Origin of the sequence: Streptomyces botrytidirepellens, from assembly GCF_003721215.1 — a bacterium.
GTDB lineage: Bacteria > Actinomycetota > Actinomycetes > Streptomycetales > Streptomycetaceae > Streptomyces > Streptomyces himastatinicus.
Map to the genome: position 1 here is coordinate 12703 of NZ_RIBZ01000330.1, position 16131 is coordinate 28833.

Annotated in this window: 11 protein-coding genes and 2 tRNA genes; 5 read left to right on the forward strand and 8 right to left on the reverse strand. The window is 68.9% G+C overall.

Annotated features, from left to right (window positions below):
* Window position 1 precedes the first annotated feature (1 nt).
* From folC to EEJ42_RS29875, 3 genes are all read right to left on the reverse strand, one after another.
* The gene (folC, locus tag EEJ42_RS29865) at window positions 2-1522 is read right to left on the reverse strand and encodes a bifunctional tetrahydrofolate synthase/dihydrofolate synthase (RefSeq protein WP_123104831.1); all 1521 of its coding nucleotides are present in this window, start codon (window positions 1520-1522) and stop codon (window positions 2-4) included.
* Window positions 1523-1601: 79 nt separating this feature from the next.
* Window positions 1602-3065, reverse strand: coding sequence for a peptidoglycan D,D-transpeptidase FtsI family protein (locus EEJ42_RS29870; protein ID WP_123104833.1), 1464 nt, complete (start codon window positions 3063-3065; stop codon window positions 1602-1604).
* A gap of 180 nt (window positions 3066-3245) precedes the next feature.
* Window positions 3246-5879: a valine--tRNA ligase gene (locus EEJ42_RS29875; protein ID WP_123104835.1), complete on the reverse strand. Its 2634-nt coding sequence runs from the start codon at window positions 5877-5879 to the stop codon at window positions 3246-3248.
* A 121-nt stretch (window positions 5880-6000) separates the two neighbouring features.
* Between EEJ42_RS29875 and EEJ42_RS29880 the strand changes: the two genes are divergently transcribed.
* Genes EEJ42_RS29880 through EEJ42_RS29890 form a run of 3 tightly spaced genes read left to right on the forward strand, consistent with a single transcriptional unit; the run spans window position 6001 to window position 8900 of the window.
* Window positions 6001-6939 (forward strand): hypothetical protein, encoded by a 939-nt coding sequence (locus tag EEJ42_RS29880; protein WP_184503339.1) that lies wholly within the window; start codon window positions 6001-6003, stop codon window positions 6937-6939.
* Window positions 6940-6971: 32 nt separating this feature from the next.
* A complete protein-coding gene (locus EEJ42_RS29885) occupies window positions 6972-7985 on the forward strand; it encodes a hypothetical protein (RefSeq protein WP_123104839.1) in 1014 nt (337 codons plus the stop codon).
* A gap of 60 nt (window positions 7986-8045) precedes the next feature.
* On the forward strand, window positions 8046-8900 hold the full coding sequence (locus EEJ42_RS29890) for a hypothetical protein (protein WP_123104841.1): 855 nt from the start codon (window positions 8046-8048) through the stop codon (window positions 8898-8900).
* Between the two features lie 88 nt (window positions 8901-8988).
* On the opposite strand, the gene clpX is transcribed toward EEJ42_RS29890, so the two are convergent.
* The 5 genes from clpX to EEJ42_RS29915 all read right to left on the reverse strand — a co-directional run bounded on the left by clpX (window position 8989) and on the right by EEJ42_RS29915 (window position 13760).
* Complete coding sequence (clpX, locus tag EEJ42_RS29895) at window positions 8989-10275, reverse strand: ATP-dependent Clp protease ATP-binding subunit ClpX (RefSeq protein ID WP_123104843.1); 1287 nt, start codon at window positions 10273-10275, stop codon at window positions 8989-8991.
* 183 nt (window positions 10276-10458) lie between these two features.
* On the reverse strand, window positions 10459-11115 hold the full coding sequence (locus tag EEJ42_RS29900; protein ID WP_039941924.1) for an ATP-dependent Clp protease proteolytic subunit: 657 nt from the start codon (window positions 11113-11115) through the stop codon (window positions 10459-10461).
* A 61-nt stretch (window positions 11116-11176) separates the two neighbouring features.
* Window positions 11177-11791 (reverse strand): ATP-dependent Clp protease proteolytic subunit, encoded by a 615-nt coding sequence (locus tag EEJ42_RS29905; RefSeq protein WP_281291531.1) that lies wholly within the window; start codon window positions 11789-11791, stop codon window positions 11177-11179.
* Between the two features lie 289 nt (window positions 11792-12080).
* Window positions 12081-13529: a trigger factor gene (gene tig, locus EEJ42_RS29910; protein WP_184503340.1), complete on the reverse strand. Its 1449-nt coding sequence runs from the start codon at window positions 13527-13529 to the stop codon at window positions 12081-12083.
* Window positions 13530-13683: 154 nt separating this feature from the next.
* A tRNA-Pro gene (locus EEJ42_RS29915) sits at window positions 13684-13760 on the reverse strand.
* Between the two features lie 151 nt (window positions 13761-13911).
* Between EEJ42_RS29915 and EEJ42_RS29920 the strand changes: the two genes are divergently transcribed.
* Window positions 13912-13985: transfer RNA gene (locus EEJ42_RS29920), tRNA-Gly, on the forward strand.
* 913 nt (window positions 13986-14898) lie between these two features.
* Window positions 14899-16080 (forward strand): acyltransferase family protein, encoded by a 1182-nt coding sequence (locus tag EEJ42_RS29930; RefSeq protein ID WP_123104851.1) that lies wholly within the window; start codon window positions 14899-14901, stop codon window positions 16078-16080.
* Window positions 16081-16131 lie beyond the last annotated feature (51 nt).

Sequence of the window (16131 nt, forward strand, 5' to 3'; positions counted from 1 at the left end):
TTCAGCCCTTTCCCAGAAGCAGCCGGGCCTCGCCGACCGTGATGACCGACCCGGTGACCAGCACCCCCGCCCCAGCGTATTCGCCCTCCTCCTCCGCGAGGGTGATCGCGGCCTCCAGGGCGTCGTCCAGCCGGGGCTCGACCTGCACGCGCTCGGAACCGAACACCTCGACCGCGAGCCCGGCCAACTCATCCGCGTCCATCGCACGATGGCTGGAATTACGGGTCACCACGATTTCGGCGAAAATCGGCTCAAATGCTTCCAAGAACCCACGAACGTCCTTGCCGTCGCTGGCCCCGACCACGCCGATGAGCCGACTGAAGTCGAACGCCTCGGTGACCGCCTCGGCCGCCGCCCGGGCGCCGCCGGGGTTGTGCGCGGCGTCCAGCACCACGGTCGGGCTGCGGCGCACGACCTCCATCCGGCCCGGCGAGCTGACCGAGGCGAAGGCGGAGCGGATGGTGTCCAGGTCGAGCGGCCGGGCGTGCTGGGAGCCGACGCCGAAGAACGCCTCGACGGCGGCCAGCGCGACCGCCGCGTTGTGCGCCTGGTGGGCGCCGTGCAGCGGGAGGAAGATCTCGGGGTACTCGCCGCCGAGGCCGCGCAGCGTCAGCAGCTGGCCGCCGACCGCCACCTCGCGGGAGACCACCCCGAACTCCATGCCCTCGCGGGCCACCGTGGCGTCCACCTCGACGGCGCGCTTGAGCACCACGGACGCGGCTTCCACGGGCTGCTGCGCGAGCACCACCGTGGCGTCCTGCTTCACTATCCCGGACTTCTCGGCCGCGATCTCCTCCGGAGTGGTGCCGAGCCGGTCGGTGTGGTCCAGGGAGATCGGCATGATCACCGCGACGTCCGAGTCGATCACATTGGTGGCGTCCCAGGAGCCCCCCATGCCGACCTCGACGACCGCGATGTCCACCGGCGCGTCCGCGAAGGCCGCGTACGCCATGCCGGTGAGCACCTCGAAGAACGACAGCCGGTACTCCTGCTGGGCGTCGACCATCTCGATGTACGGCGCGATGTCCTGGTAGGTCTCGATGAAGCGCTCGGCGGAGATCGGCGCCCCGTCCAGGCTGATCCGCTCGGTGATGGACTGCACGTGCGGGCTGGTGTAGCGGCCGGTGCGCAGCTCGAAGGAGCCCAGCAGCGCCTCGATCATGCGGGCGGTGCTGGTCTTGCCGTTCGTCCCGGTGATGTGGATCGAGGGATAGGCCCGGTGCGGCGAGCCGAGGATGTCCAGCAGCCCTTCGATGCGCACCAGCGAGGGGTCGAGCTTGGTCTCCTCCCACCGCGTGGCCAGCTCCGCCTCCACCTCGCGCAGCGCGCGGTCCAGCTCGGGGTCGGCGGGACGGGCCGGAATGCCGTCGCCCTCCGGCGGGCCGGACTGCGCACGCAGCGTGCGACTGCCGGCCTCGATCACCGCCAGATCGGGGTCGCGGTCGGTCTCGGCTCCGACGATCTCGTCGAATTCATCCGGTTCGTTCTGTTCGTCCGGTTCGTTCTGGGGGCGCTCGCTCACACGGACCAGTCTACGAGTGACCCCTGACAGGCCGAGGAAGCGCCCACGCGCTCGCGGAACGGCCGCTCGGGACACCCCCTCAGGAGGCCGCCCCGCCGTCCACGGCGGCGGACATCATCGACTTGGCGATCGGCCCGGCCAGGCCGCCACCGGAGATGTCCGCGCGCGGGGCGTCGCTGTCCTCGACCACCACCGCGACCGCGACCTTGTGGCCGCTGCCGTCATCCGCGTAACTCACGAACCACGCGAACGGATTACCGCTGTTGTTCTCGCCGTGCTGCGCGGTGCCGGTCTTGCCGCCGACCTCGACCCCGGGGATCTTCGCGTTGGTGCCCGTGCCCTTCTGCACGACCGTCTGCATCGCCGACCGCAGCTCCCGCGCCGTGGACCCCGCCATCGCCCGGGTGAAGGTCTGCGGGTCGGTGCGGTCCAGCGCGCTGGCGTTCCCGTCCGTCGTACGGTCCACCTCGTACGGCTTCATCAGCTTGCCGTCGTTCGCAATCGCCGAGGACACCATCGCCATCTGGAGCGGGGTCGCGGTCACGTCGAACTGGCCCATGCCGGTCAGCGCCGTCTGCGAGCGGTCCATGCCGCTCGGGTACACGCTCTTGGCGGCGCGCACCGGGATGTCCAGCTCCGAGGCGTCGAAGCCCAGCTTCTTGGCCTCGGCGCCCAGCTTGGACTCGCCCAGGTCCACGGCCATCTTCGCGAAGACCGTATTGCACGAGTACTGGAGGGCCGTGCGGATCGTCGCGTTCTTGCAGGGCGCCGACGCGTTCTCGTTCTTCATGTCGGTGACCGTGCCCGGCAGCCGGTACGGGTCCGGGCTCTTGGTCGGCTCGTCCACCGACGAGTACAGCCCGTCCTCCAGGGCGGCCGCCGCGACCACCAGCTTGAACGCCGACCCCGGCGGATACGTCTGGCGCAGCGCCCGGTTCAGCATCGGCTGATCCTTGTCCTTCGACAGCTTCAGCCAGGCCTTCTGATCGGAGGTGCCGGACCCGGCGAAGGCACTCGGGTCGTACGAGGGCGTGCTGGCCAGGGCGAGCACCTTGCCGGTCTCCGGATCGAGCGCAACGGCCGCGCCGGTGTTGTTCCCCAGCCCCTTGTACGCGGCCTTCTGCACGGCCGGATCGATCGTGGTCATCACGTCGCCCGGCTTCGACGGCTCCCGGGTCAGCGCCTCGAGGGGGTTCTTCAGCCGGGTGTCGGAGCCGTCGAGCACGGACCGGTCGAGGGCCTCCAGCTGGTTGCTGCCGTACGACTGCGAGGCATAGCCGGTGACCGGCGCGTAGACCTTCCCGTCCTTATAGGTCCGCTTGAACTTCAGATCGCCGGTGGTGGCGGAGGAGCCGGTGATGGGCTTGCCCCCGGCCATGATGTTGCCCAGCGGATTCGCGTACTGGCTGATGGCCGTGCGTTCGTTGTGGGAGTTGTCCCGGAACCCACCGCCCTCCACCACCTGGACATAGGTGACCCAGGCGAGCAGGACCAGCACGAGCAGCAGGGAGAAGACCGAGGCGCGCCGCAGCGGTTTGTTCATGGGAGGGGGGAGCTCCTTCCGGGACGTACGGGTGGATAACTCCCGGAAGACGGCCACGGGTTCCCGAGTGAGCCCGTGGATGGGCTTCCCCCGGGCCACTGTGGGACATCGCACACCGAGCCGCGAAGCACGGAGCGCCCCCGCCGTGAAGGACGGGGGCGCTCGGGCACCGGTCGGGGGTCAGCCCTGGGGCAGGGACGCCAACTGCGCGGTGATCCTGGCGATGTCGGCCTCGGCGGTCGTCTGCCGGACGCGGATCTTCTCCACCACGTGGTCGGGCGCCTTGGCCAGGAACCCTTCGTTGGACAGCTTGGCCGTCGTCTGCGCCTTCTCCTTCTCCGCCGCGGCGAGATCCTTGGCCAGCCGCTTGCGTTCGGCCTCCACGTCGATCACGCCGGACAGGTCCAGGGCCACGGTCGCGCCCGCCACCGGCAGCGAGGCGGTGGCGGTGAAGCCCTCCCCGGCCGGCTGGAGGCGCAGCAGGGAGCGCATCGCGTCCTCGTGCGCGGCGAGCGAGGTGCCGGACAGTTCGAGCCGGGCCGGGACCTTCTGGCCGGGCTGGAGGCCCTGGTCGGCGCGGAACCGGCGGACCTCGGTGACCACCTGCTGAAGGTTCTCGATCTCCCGCTCGGCGGCCTCGTCGCGGAAGCCGCTGTCCGTCGGCCAGTCGGCGATGACGACCGACTCCTGACCGGTGAGCGCGGTCCACAGCTTCTCGGTGACGAACGGGACCACCGGGTGCAGCAGCCGCAGCGTGACGTCGAGGACCTCGCCGAGGACGCGCCGCGAGGCGTCGGCCTCCGCGCCGCCCTTCTGGAAGGTGGTCTTGGACAGCTCGACGTACCAGTCGAAGACCTCGTCCCACGCGAAGTGGAAGAGCGTGTCCGAGAGCTTCGCGAACTGGTAGTCGTCGTAGAACGCGTCGACGTCCGCGACGACCTCGTTCAGCCGCGACAGGATCCAGCGGTCGGTGGCCGACAGCCGCTCGGGAGCGGGCAGTTCGCCCTCGACCGTCGCGCCGTTCATCAGCGCGAAGCGGGTCGCGTTCCAGATCTTGTTGGCGAAGTTACGGGACGCCTGGACCCAGTCCTCGCCGATCGGCACGTCCACGCCGGGGTTGGCGCCGCGGGCGAGGGTGAAGCGGACGGCGTCGGAGCCGTACTGGTCCATCCACTCCAGGGGATTGACGACATTGCCGAACGCCTTCGACATCTTCTTGCCGTTCTCGTCCCGGACCATGCCGTGCAGCACGATGGTGTGGAACGGCGCGGTGCCGTCCATCGCGTACAGGCCGAACATCATCATCCGGGCGACCCAGAAGAAGAGGATGTCGTAGCCGGTGACCAGGACCGAGTTCGGATAGAACTTCTCCAGGCTCTCGGTCTGCTCGGGCCAGCCGAGCGTGGAGAACGGCCACAGACCCGAGGAGAACCAGGTGTCCAGGACATCGGTCTCCTGCGTCCAGCCCTCGCCGCTCGGGGGCTCCTCGTCCGGTCCGACGCAGACGACCTCGCCGTCCGGCCCGTACCAGACCGGAATCCGGTGGCCCCACCACAGCTGGCGCGAGATGCACCAGTCGTGCAGGTTGTCGACCCAGTCGAAGTAGCGCTTCGACATGTCCTCCGGGTGGATCTTCACCCGGCCGTCGCGGACGGCGTCGCCCGCCTCCTTGGCCAGCGGGCCGACCTTGACCCACCACTGCATGGACAGCCGCGGCTCGATCGTGGTCTTGCAGCGCGAGCAGTGGCCCACGGAGTGGGTGTACGGGCGCTTCTCGGCGACGATCCGGCCGTCGGCGCGCAGGGCTCCGACGATGGCGCTGCGCGCCTCCAGCCGGTCCAGGCCCTGGAAGGGGCCGTGCGCGGTGATCACCGCGTGCTCGTCCATGACGCTGAGGTTCGGCAGGCCGTGGCGCTGCCCGATCTCGAAGTCGTTCGGGTCGTGGGCGGGGGTGACCTTGACCGCGCCGGTGCCGAACTCCGGGTCGACGTGGTCGTCGGCGACGACCGGGATGCGGCGGCCGGTGAGCGGCAGCTCGATCTCGGTGCCGACCATGTGCCGGTAGCGGTCGTCGTCGGGGTGGACGGCGACCGCGGTGTCGCCGAGCATCGTCTCGGCGCGGGTCGTGGCGACCACGATCGACGAGTCGCCCTCGCCGTACCGGATGGACACCAGCTCGCCGTCGTCGTCCTGGTACTCCACCTCGATGTCGGAGATGGCCGTAAGGCAGCGGGGGCACCAGTTGATGATGCGCTCGGCGCGGTAGATCAGCTCATCGTCGTAGAGCTTCTTGAAGATGGTCTGGACGGCCTTGGACAGCCCGTCGTCCATGGTGAACCGCTCGCGGTTCCACGCGACGCCGTCGCCCAGCCGCCGCATCTGGCCCGAAATCTGCCCGCCGGACTCGTTCTTCCACTGCCACACGCGCTCGACGAACGCCTCGCGGCCCAGGTCGTGGCGGGACAGGCCCTCCTTGGCCAGCTCGCGCTCGACCACGTTCTGGGTGGCGATACCGGCGTGGTCCATGCCCGGCTGCCACAGCGTCTCGTGGCCCTGCATCCGCTTCCGGCGGGTGAGCGCGTCGATGAGCGTGTGCTCGAAGGCATGGCCCAGGTGGAGCGATCCGGTCACGTTGGGCGGCGGAATAACGACGGTGTACGGATCCTTGCCGCTCTTGGCGTCCGCCTCGAAGTAACCGCGCTCTACCCAGCGCTCGTACAGCTGCCCCTCTACGTCGGCCGGCGCGTACTGGGTCGGCAGTTCAGGGTGGCTGTTCGGCCCGCTGTCGGGGCGCTGCTGAGAGTTCTCGGTCACCCCCGCAGTCTAAAGGGCCACCGGACTCCGTTACGAACCCGTTGCGGCCCCGCCGCAACGCCGCCGGGACGCGTCGGGAAGGATGTTCGGGACCTGTCATGCCGCATCTAGGAGAGGCACGATGAGCTATCAGCAGCCGCCGCCGCAGCCCGGCCCCTACGGGGCACAGCCGGGCCCTCACGGCGCCGGCCAGCCGCCAGTGCCGAATCCGTATGCCCAGCCCACCGGCTACGGTCACCCGCAGCCGGCGCAGCCCGGGCAGCCCGGGGGCTACGCGGCGCCCCCTCCGTACAACGGCGGCGGCCCGTACGCCTCCCCGGCGAACCCGTACGCCCAGCAGCCCCCGCAGGCGCCGCAGCCGGGCCAGCCGGGTCAGCCGCAGCAGGGCTTCTACGGCGAGCAGCCGACGCCGCCCGCCGCGCCCGGTGGCCGCGGCAAGGGCCGCACCATCGGCATGGCGGTGGGCGCGCTGGCGGTCGTGGGCGCGCTGACGGCGGGCGGGTTCCTGCTGTTCGGCGGCGACAGCGGGCCGTACAAGCTCACGACCCCGAAGACGGTCGCGGAGGAGTACCAGCGCCAGGGCAGCGGCACGGACGACGGCGATCTGTCGGCCGCGGGCAAGAAGGACCTCCAGCAGGTTCCGGTGGTCAAGGATCCGCACCTGGTGGCGGCCGACTACCAGACCGACGGCAAGGAGATGCTGAAGTTCACCGGTGTCTGGGGCGAGGTGACCGACCCCGAGCGGGGCGCGGACCTCGCGCTGGCGGTCATCGTCAAGGCGCTCCAGGACAACGGCACCGCGCAGGCGAAGGGGACCCCCCAGGAGTTCTCTCCGGACGGCTTCGACGGGGACGTCATGAAGTGCCAGTCCCTGAAGTTCACGTCGGATCAGGGATCCATGGAGGCACCCGCGTGCGTCTGGGGCGACAAGAGCACCCTGGGCGTCGCGGTGATGGCGGACCCGGCGGGGGCCGTTCTCGGCGGCAGCATGTCGCTGGAGGACGCCGCGGAGCTGACCGCCAAGGTGCGTGAGGACGCACGCGTCGAAATCGACAACTAGCTACAAGAGCACAACCTAACGAGGGAAACAGCATGAGCTACAACCAGCCGGGCCCCTACGGCCAGCAGCCCCAGCAGCCGGGTCCGTACGGACAAGGCGGTGCCGCCGGCCAGCCCGGCTACGGCTACCCGCAGCAGCCTCCCCAGCAGCCCGGTCCGTACGGACAGCCGCCGCAGTCCGGCTATGGTCATCCGCAGCCCGGCCAGCCCGGTCAGCCCGGTCAGCCCCCGAACCCGTACGGCCAGCCGCAGCAGCCGCCGTACGGTCAGCAGCCCTACGGACAGCAGCCGTACGGCCAGCCGGGCATGCCGGGGCCGTACCAGCCGGGCCCGGGCCAGGGCGGCGGCAAGAAGAAGGGCCTGGCGATAGCCATCGGCGCGGTGGTCGCGGTGGCCGCGGTGATCGGCGGCGTGATGGTGTTCAGCAGCAGCGACGACGGCGGCGGCACGGTCGCCGACGACGGCAAGCGGTACAAGCTCACCACCCCGCAGACGGTGGCCACCGAGTACAGCAAGCAGGATGGCAGCGACGACTCGATGACCTCCAGCGACACCAGCGACTTCGAGAAGTTCGGTGTGCAGAACCCGAAGGGCGCGGGCGCGAACTACAAGGCCGGCTCCGGGATGTCCGTGAAGCAGTTGCAGTTCAAGGGCGTCTGGGGCGAGGTGGAGGACCCCGGGACGGTCGTCGACGGCGCCTTCGCGAAGATGGCGAAGGAGGCCACCAAGGACCCGTCGACCGACAGCAGCGGCGGGAAGGCCGAACTGGTCGGCAGCCCGGAGAAGGTGACCCCCGCCGGGACGGACGACGCCGTCATCAAGTGCCAGAACGCCAAGTTCACCCCGGGCTCCGGCTCCAGCGCGAGCGGTGTGGGCAGCAAGGGCTTCACCGTTCCGATCTGCATGTGGGGCGACCACAGCACGGTCGGCTTCGTGATCGTGTCCGACGCCGCCTCCGTGATCTCCGGTGGGGGCATGTCGGTCGACCAGGCCGGGGGCATCACCGCGAAGGTGCGCAAGGACGTCCGCGTCGAGATCCCCAAGTAGCGGTTCCGCGCCGCGCCCGTCCATACGCCGCCCACCGTCCGGAGGGATACCCCTACACCCATGAGCCACAACCAGCCACCGCCGCCGCCCGGTCCCTACGGGGGCGGCGGGCCCGGCCCGTACGGGGGCGCCCAGCCCAATCCGTACGGCGGGGGGCAGCAGCCGTCCGCGGAGCCCAATCCGTACGCCCAGAACCCGGGTTACGGCTATCCGCAGGCACCCCCGCCGGGGTACGGCTATCCGCAGCAGGCGGGCCCGTATGGACAGGCTGCGCAGCCGGGCTACCCGGTGCCGCCCGGGCCCGCGCCGGGCCGCAATCGCACCAAGATCATCGCGATGTCGGCGGCGGGGCTCGTGGTGGTGGGGGCGATCGTCACCGGCGCCGTGGTGCTGTCCGGCGGCGACAGCGGTCCCGCGCCGATACGCCTGGTCACCCCCAAGTCGCTCGACGACGGCACGTACACCCTGGCCAAGGGCACCGATGAGCTGAAGGACGAGGGCACCAGCGTGCAGGGCAGCATGCCCGAGGGCGCGACCTCGGTCCTCGGCCAGTACAAGCGCGCCGACGACGAGAACTCGGGGCTCGCGTTCTCCGGCATGTACGGGGAGATCAACGACCCCGACACGGTGCGGGACCAGATGTTCAAGGGGTTCGAGGGCGGCGAGGGTTCCCCGGCGGTCGAGGAGGAGCGCAAGACGTTCCGGCCGGACGGCGCGGACGGGCCCGCCATCGACTGCGAGGTCGTGAAGATGTACGACCGGATCTACGCTCCGGCGTGCGCGTGGGCGGAGGAGACGGACGCGGCGATGGTGCTGGACGTCGACGCGGAGAACACCACCGCGTCGGACGTCGACGTGGAAGCCTTCGCGAAGGTGACCGCGGGCATCTACGAGGACACCCGCAAACCCGCCTGAACCGGCCGCAGGACGCCCTGCGGCCCCCAGGACCCAGAAGAGCCCCCGGGAGGACCGGGGGCTCTTCTCGTACGCGCTCTACGGGCGCTCAGGCGCTCTTCTCGTGCCGCTCGCCCGGCTCGGTGCCGCGCGAGCGGGGCACCAGCGTCGGGTTGACGTTCGAGTGGACGACGTCCTCGGTGATGACGACGCGGGCCACGTCCTTGCGGGACGGCACCTCGTACATCGCCGACATCAGGACCTCTTCGATGATGGCGCGCAGGCCCCGCGCGCCGGTGCCGCGCAGGATCGCCTGGTCGGCGATCGCCTCCAGGGCCGGGCGGTCGAAGTCCAGCTCCACGCCGTCGAGTTCGAACAGCCGCTGGTACTGCTTCACGAGCGCGTTCCGCGGCTCGACCAGGATCTGGAGCAGCGCCTCGCGGTCGAGGTTGTGGACGGAGGTGATGACGGGGAGACGGCCGATGAACTCCGGGATCATCCCGAACTTCACCAGGTCCTCCGGCATGACCTCCTGGAACTGGTCGCTGGCCTCGATCTCGCGCTTGGAGCGGATCGTGGCGCCGAAGCCGATGCCCTTGGCACCGGCCCGCGACTCGATGATCTTCTCCAGACCGGCGAAGGCACCGCCGACGATGAACAGCACGTTCGTCGTGTCGATCTGGATGAATTCCTGGTGCGGGTGCTTCCGGCCGCCCTGCGGCGGAACGGAGGCCGTGGTGCCCTCCAGGATCTTCAGGAGCGCCTGCTGCACACCCTCGCCGGAGACGTCACGGGTGATCGAGGGGTTCTCGCTCTTGCGGGCCACCTTGTCGATCTCATCAATGTAGATGATGCCCGTCTCGGCCTTCTTGACGTCGTAGTCGGCGGCCTGGATCAGCTTGAGGAGGATGTTCTCCACGTCCTCGCCGACGTAGCCCGCCTCGGTGAGCGCGGTGGCGTCGGCGATGGCGAAGGGAACGTTGAGCATCCGGGCGAGGGTCTGCGCGAGCAGGGTCTTCCCGGAGCCGGTCGGACCGAGCAGCAGGATGTTGGACTTCGCCAACTCGATGCCGTCGTCCTTGCTGTGGCTGCCGTTCTCCCCGGCCTGGACCCGCTTGTAGTGGTTGTAGACCGCGACGGACAGAGCCTTCTTGGCGGCCTCCTGGCCGACCACATAGCCCTCGAGGAACTCGTAGATCTCCCGCGGCTTGGGGAGTTCCTCCCACCGCACCTCGGAGGTCTCGGCCAGCTCTTCCTCGATGATCTCGTTGCAGAGATCGATGCACTCATCGCAGATGTACACACCAGGGCCCGCGATGAGCTTCTTCACCTGCTTCTGGCTCTTCCCGCAGAACGAGCACTTGAGCAGGTCGCCGCCGTCACCGATGCGTGCCACGAGGTGCTTCCCCTTCGCCTTGGATCCGCTTTGCTCCGCGGAACCGGGTGCTTGCGCTGCGAGCTTTCCGCTTGATGTTTCCGGGGGCCGGCCCCCAGCCCTCTATGACGGTACCTTGCCGGGCCCCCGGTTCGGGCCCCCCTTGGACCTAACTGGTCCAAGGGGCGCCGGGCCACCCGGGCTTCAGCCCAGGCCGACCGAGGTCTTACGGGTCGAGACGATCTGGTCGACCAGACCGTATTCCAGCGACTCCTCGGCGGTCAGGATCTTGTCCCGCTCGATGTCGTCACGGATCTTCTCGATCGGCGTGGTGGAGTGCTTGGCCAGCATCTCCTCCAGCTGCGACCGCATCCGCAGGATCTCGTTGGCCGCGATCTCCAGGTCGGAGACCTGACCACGCCCCGTCTCACTGTAGGGCTGGTGGATCAGGATACGTGCGTTGGGCAGCGCCATCCGCTTGCCGGGGGTGCCGGCGGCGAGCAGCACGGCCGCGGCGGACGCCGCCTGGCCCATGCAAACCGTCTGAATATCGGGCTTGACGAACTGCATCGTGTCGTAAATGGCGGTCAGCGCGGTGAACGAGCCGCCGGGCGAGTTGATGTAGACCGAGATGTCGCGGTCCGGGTCCATCGACTCCAGGCACAGGAGCTGCGCCATGACGTCGTTGGCCGAGGCGTCGTCGATCTGGACGCCCAGGAAGATCACGCGCTCCTCGAAGAGCTTCGCGTACGGGTCGTACTCCCGGACACCCTGGGAGGTGCGCTCGACGAAGCGCGGAACGACATAGCGCGATTCGGCCATCGGGCCGTCGTAGAGGCCGCTGCCGGGAAAGTTGTTCATCTGGGTGTTCACCATCCTGTGGCGATCAAAGGGCTGGAGGTCGGCTACGGGACGGCGGGGCTCAGGCCCCGGTGCCGCCCCCGCCCGGAACGCCCGAGGCCGAGGCCATGACGTCGTCGACCAGGCCGTACTCCTTGGCCTCCTGGGCGGAGAACCAGCGGTCGCGGTCGGAGTCGCGGGTGATCTGCTCAACGGTCTGACCGGTGTGGAACGCGGTCAGCTCGGCCATCCGCCGCTTGGTGTGCAGCAGCCGCTCGGCGTGGATCTTGATGTCCGAGGCCGAACCGGCCAGGCCCGCGGACGGCTGGTGGATCAGGATCTCGGCGTTCGGCAGCGCGAACCGCTTGCCGGGGGTGCCCGCGCTCAGCAGGAACTGCCCCATCGAGGCGGCGAGGCCCATGGCGATGGTGACGACGTCGTTCGGGATGAACTGCATGGTGTCGTAGATCGCCATGCCCGCCGAGATCGAGCCGCCCGGAGAGTTGATGTAGAGGTTGATGTCCTTGTCCGGGTCCGCGGCGAGCAGGAGCAGCTGCGCGGTGATCTTGTTGGCGATTTCGTCGTCGACCGGCTGGCCGAGGAAGATGATCCGCTCACCGAGCAGCCGGTTGTAGACCTGGTCGCCGAGGCCACCGCCGGTCGGCTCGCCGGCGGCGGAAGGCATCGTATTCGTCACGTATCCACCTGCTCGTCTCTGACGGCGACTGGCCGTCTCAGCGTCTTCTTCTGGGCTCGGGACGGGCCGGCCGGTGCGATCCGGCGGACCTGCGAGACTCCCTGCCCTCGTATCTACGGACCCTAACGCGCTGGTCGGCGGGCGCCATCCCGCATCAGGAACTGTTCGCTCTGAGCGCAGGTTCCGCGGGTCCGGGGCACCACCGGCCCGGGGACTTCGCGGAACACGAACGGGCCCGGACGCGTGCAGACGTTCGGGCCCGTTCGTACGGGCTGTGGAGCGGCGAGGATCAGCCCTCGGCCTTGTCCTGCGCCTTCTCCTGCTCGGGAGCGGCCTCGGCGGCAGCCTCGGTGGCCTCAGGGGCCTCGGAGGCCTCCGCGGCCTCATCGCCCTCGGCGGCGGCCTCGACCGTCTCGGCGGTCTCGTCCTCGTCGTCCAGGTCGACGGTCTCGCCCTTGTCGTCGACGACCTTGGCGGCCTCGACCACGACCGCGAGCGCCTTGCCGCGGGCGACCTCGCCGACGAGCATCGGCACCTGGCCGCCCTCGACGACCTGCTGGGCGAACTGGTCCGGGCTCATGCCGGAGGACTGCGCACGGCGCATCAGGTGCTCGGTGAGCTCCTCCTGGCCGACGGACAGCTTCTCCTTGTTGACCAGCTCGTCGAGGACGAACTGGGTCCGGATGCCCTTCTCGGCCTGCTCCTTGAGCTCGGCGTCGAACTCCTCGGCGGACTTGCCCTGAAGCTCCAGGTAGGACTCCAGGTTCAGGCCCATCTGGCCGAGCTGGTGGTGCTCCAGGTTGTGCTTCCGGGTCTGGATCTCGTCCTCGAGCAGCTTCTCGGGGATCGGCACCTCGACCAGCTCCAGGAGGGCGTCCAGCACCTTCTCCTGGGCCTGGGTGGCCTGGTCGTACTTCTTCGACTGCTCCAGCCGCTTGCGGCTGTCCTCGCGCAGTTCCTCGAGGGTGTCGAACTCGCTGGCCAGCTGGGCGAAGTCGTCGTCCAGCTCGGGCAGCTCGCGGGCCTTGACCTCGTTCACCTTGACGGAGACCTCGGCCTCCTTGCCCTGCGCGGAGCCGCCCTTCAGCTCGGAGGTGAAGGTGGCGGTGCCACCGGCCTCCAGGCCGGTCACGGCCTCGTCGATGCCGTCGAGCAGCTCGCCGGAGCCGATGGTGTAGGTGACGCCCTCGGCGACGCCGTCCTCCAGCACCTCGCCGTCGACCTTGGCCTCCAGGTCGATCACGACGATGTCGCCCTCGGCGGCGGCGCGCTCGACGGGGCTGGTGGTGGCGAAGCGGTCGCGCAGCTGCTCGACCGACTTGTCGATGTCCTCGTCCGAGACCTCGACGGAGTCGACGGTGACCTCGATGCCGGAGTAGTCCGGGATCTCGATCGACGGGCGGATGTCCACCTCGGCGGTGAACGTCAGGAGCTCGTTGTCCTTGAGCTCCGTGATGTCGACCTCGGGCTGCCCGAGCGGGTTCAGCTCACCCTCGTTGACCGCGTCGGTGTAGAACTTCGGGAGGGCGTCGTTGACGGCCTCCTCCAGCACCGCGCCGCGGCCGAAACGCTGGTCGATGATGCGGGCCGGAATCTTGCCCTTGCGGAAGCCAGGCACCGTGACCTGCTGGTTGATCTTCTTATACGCCGCGTCGAGGCTGGGCTTGAGCTCCTCGAAGGGCACCTCGACAGTGAGCCGAACCCGGGTCGGGTTCAGGTTCTCCACGGCGCTCTTCACGGTTCGGTCTCCTTGGGGCTGACGTGTGGTGTTCTGCTGCCTCGCACTGATGCTTCGCAGCGGATCGCGCCCGGTAAAGAAAGACACAGACGCGCAGCTTGCATAGTAACCGCAAGCATGACGCGGCCCACAACGCGATCTTGACGCCTGTGGATGGTCGGGGTGGCCGGATTCGAACCGACGACCTTCCGCTCCCAAAGCGGACGCGCTACCAAGCTGCGCCACACCCCGTCGGTGCGACACGTAGGGTACATGGCCGCGGACGCCCCGGCTGCCCGATATTCCACCGGCGGGCAAGGGTGTGCGGGAAAGGGCCCGGACCCGCTACGATGCTTCCCGTGCCGCGGCCCGGGTGATCAGACCCGGGCGACGCGCGGCGCGTGCGGGCGTAGCTCAATGGTAGAGCCCCAGTCTTCCAAACTGGCTACGCGGGTTCGATTCCCGTCGCCCGCTCCACTCGCACGACGGCCCGGCCCCGGAGGATCCTCCGGGGCCGGGCCGTCGGCGTATTCAGAGATTGATGTCGCTGATGGAGCTGGCGACCGAGTCGAGGAAGTCCTGGATGTTCGGCGCCAGGTCGGAAGAGGCCAGGAGAAAGCCGAAGAGCGCGGCGACGAGNAAGTCCTGGATGTTCGGCGCCAGGTCGGAAGAGGCCAGGAGAAAGCCGAAGAGCGCGGCGACGAGCGCCGGCCCCGCCTTCATCTTCCCGGCGCGGATCATCAGTACGAGGATGATCCCTACCAGCACCACCAATGACAGGGAAATGACCACAGCTGATCACGCTTCCTCGGTCGCTCATGTCTTCACCCGGCCCCGGAAGCACGCGACCTCGCACACCCCCGCTGCAACCATCGTGCCATCAACTACGGCTCCACAGCAGCAGGGTGAGGTGATCACCTGCGTCGGTGCACACCACACCCACCCAGCTGGTACCCCGTCAAGAATCCCTTACACGAGCGGACACGGGTGACGCTCCCCACAATTCCGCGGGGTATCCGAGAGGCCACGTGAGAGACCGCACACTGATCAATTTTCGACCTGATCGCATAACCCGAAAGGGAATTCCGATTTCCATGAATCAGACATTCCACCGGAGCCACTCGGGGGGCATATGCACCATTTAAGGGGGATGAAACCCGACAGAACGGACAGCCTCGTTCCTCATGTCGAACAACCGGATCGCTATGTCGACTTGATAACGGTCGGCTATCGGCCGGAGTGTGAACCGTATTACTGGGGAAGACCTGTACGAGGTTTTACGCATTAGAGGTTTCGGCGCTATCGTGCCTCAGATGTTCCACGCTGCCATCTCTCCCCCACGCGCAGTGCGGTCCCGGGTGCTCTCCCCCAGCTCCTGGTGGGAGGGCCTGTGACCAACTCCCTGCGCCCGCACGGTTCCCAGCGGTCCCCGCTCCCCCCGGCCCGGGAGGCCGAGGCCGGGGCGTCCCCCACACCGCAGCGCGAAGAAGCAGGGCGCCAGGCGACTCAGCCCGCCGCCAGCGCCCCTGCCGGGCCGAAGCCGAAGCAGCGGGACGCGTTCTTCGACAACGCGAAGTACCTCGCGATCGTGCTGGTCGCGATGGCCCACTCGTGGGAGCCGCTCACCGATACGAGCCGCACCGCGGAAGCCCTGTACATGACGGTGTACACCTTCCACATGCCGGCCTTCATCATCATCTCCGGCTTCTTCTCCCGCAGCTTCGACATGCGGCCGGACCGGCTCAAGCGGCTCATCACCGGGGTCGCGGTGCCGTACGTGCTGTTCGAGGTCGCGTACAGCTTCTTCAAGCGCTGGGCCGACGACGACCCGGGCCACCCGATCAGCCTGCTCGACCCCTGGTACCTGACCTGGTTCCTGGTCGCGCTGTTTGTGTGGCGGCTGACGACGCCGATCTGGAAACTGGTGCGCTGGCCGGTCCCGCTCTCGCTGGCGATCGCCACCCTGGCGTCCGTCTCGCCCGACATCGGCGACGACCTCGACCTCCAGCGGGTCCTCCAGTTCCTGCCGTTCTTCGTCATCGGCCTGTGCATGAAGCCCGAGCACTTCCAGCGGATGCGGGGCCCGAAGATGCGGATGGCCTCCGTGCCGATCTTCGCGTGCGCCCTGCTGTTCGCCTACTGGGCGGCGCCCCGGATGAACTCGGCCTGGTTCTACCACCGCGACAGCGTCCAGGAGCTGGCCGCCCCGGCGTGGACCGGCCCCGTGATGACCCTGGCCATGTTCGGCTGCTCGATGGTCCTCACCGCGTGCTTCTTCGCCTGGGTGCCGCGGCGCCACATGTGGTTCACGGTGCTCGGCGCCGGGACGCTGTACGGCTACCTGCTGCACGGCTTCCTCGCCAAGGGCTCCCGCTTCTGGGGCTGGTTCGACATCGACTGGCTGCACAAGCCGCTGGGTGAGATCACCGTCACCGTCGTCGCCGCCTCCGTCATCACCGTGCTGTGCACCCCGCCGGTGCAGCGCGCCTTCCGCTTCGCGATGGAGCCGAAGATGAAGTGGGCCTTCCGCAAGGACCCCGCCGAGCAGGCCCGTCACCGTACGGCCGCCTGACGGCTCGAAGATCGCCCGAAGGGGCCGGGACCGCATGGTCCCGGCCCCTTC

Excerpts from the sequence above, each read along its gene's own strand:
- EEJ42_RS29870 (WP_123104833.1), bottom strand. The coding sequence starts at position 3,065 with ATGAACAAACCGCTGCGGCGCGCCTCGGTCTTCTCCCTGCTGCTCGTG.
- EEJ42_RS29880 (WP_184503339.1), top strand. The coding sequence starts at position 6,001 with ATGAGCTATCAGCAGCCGCCGCCGCAGCCCGGCCCCTACGGGGCACAG.
- EEJ42_RS29885 (WP_123104839.1), top strand. The coding sequence starts at position 6,972 with ATGAGCTACAACCAGCCGGGCCCCTACGGCCAGCAGCCCCAGCAGCCG.
- EEJ42_RS29890 (WP_123104841.1), top strand. The coding sequence starts at position 8,046 with ATGAGCCACAACCAGCCACCGCCGCCGCCCGGTCCCTACGGGGGCGGC.
- EEJ42_RS29900 (WP_039941924.1), bottom strand. The coding sequence starts at position 11,115 with ATGAACAACTTTCCCGGCAGCGGCCTCTACGACGGCCCGATGGCCGAA.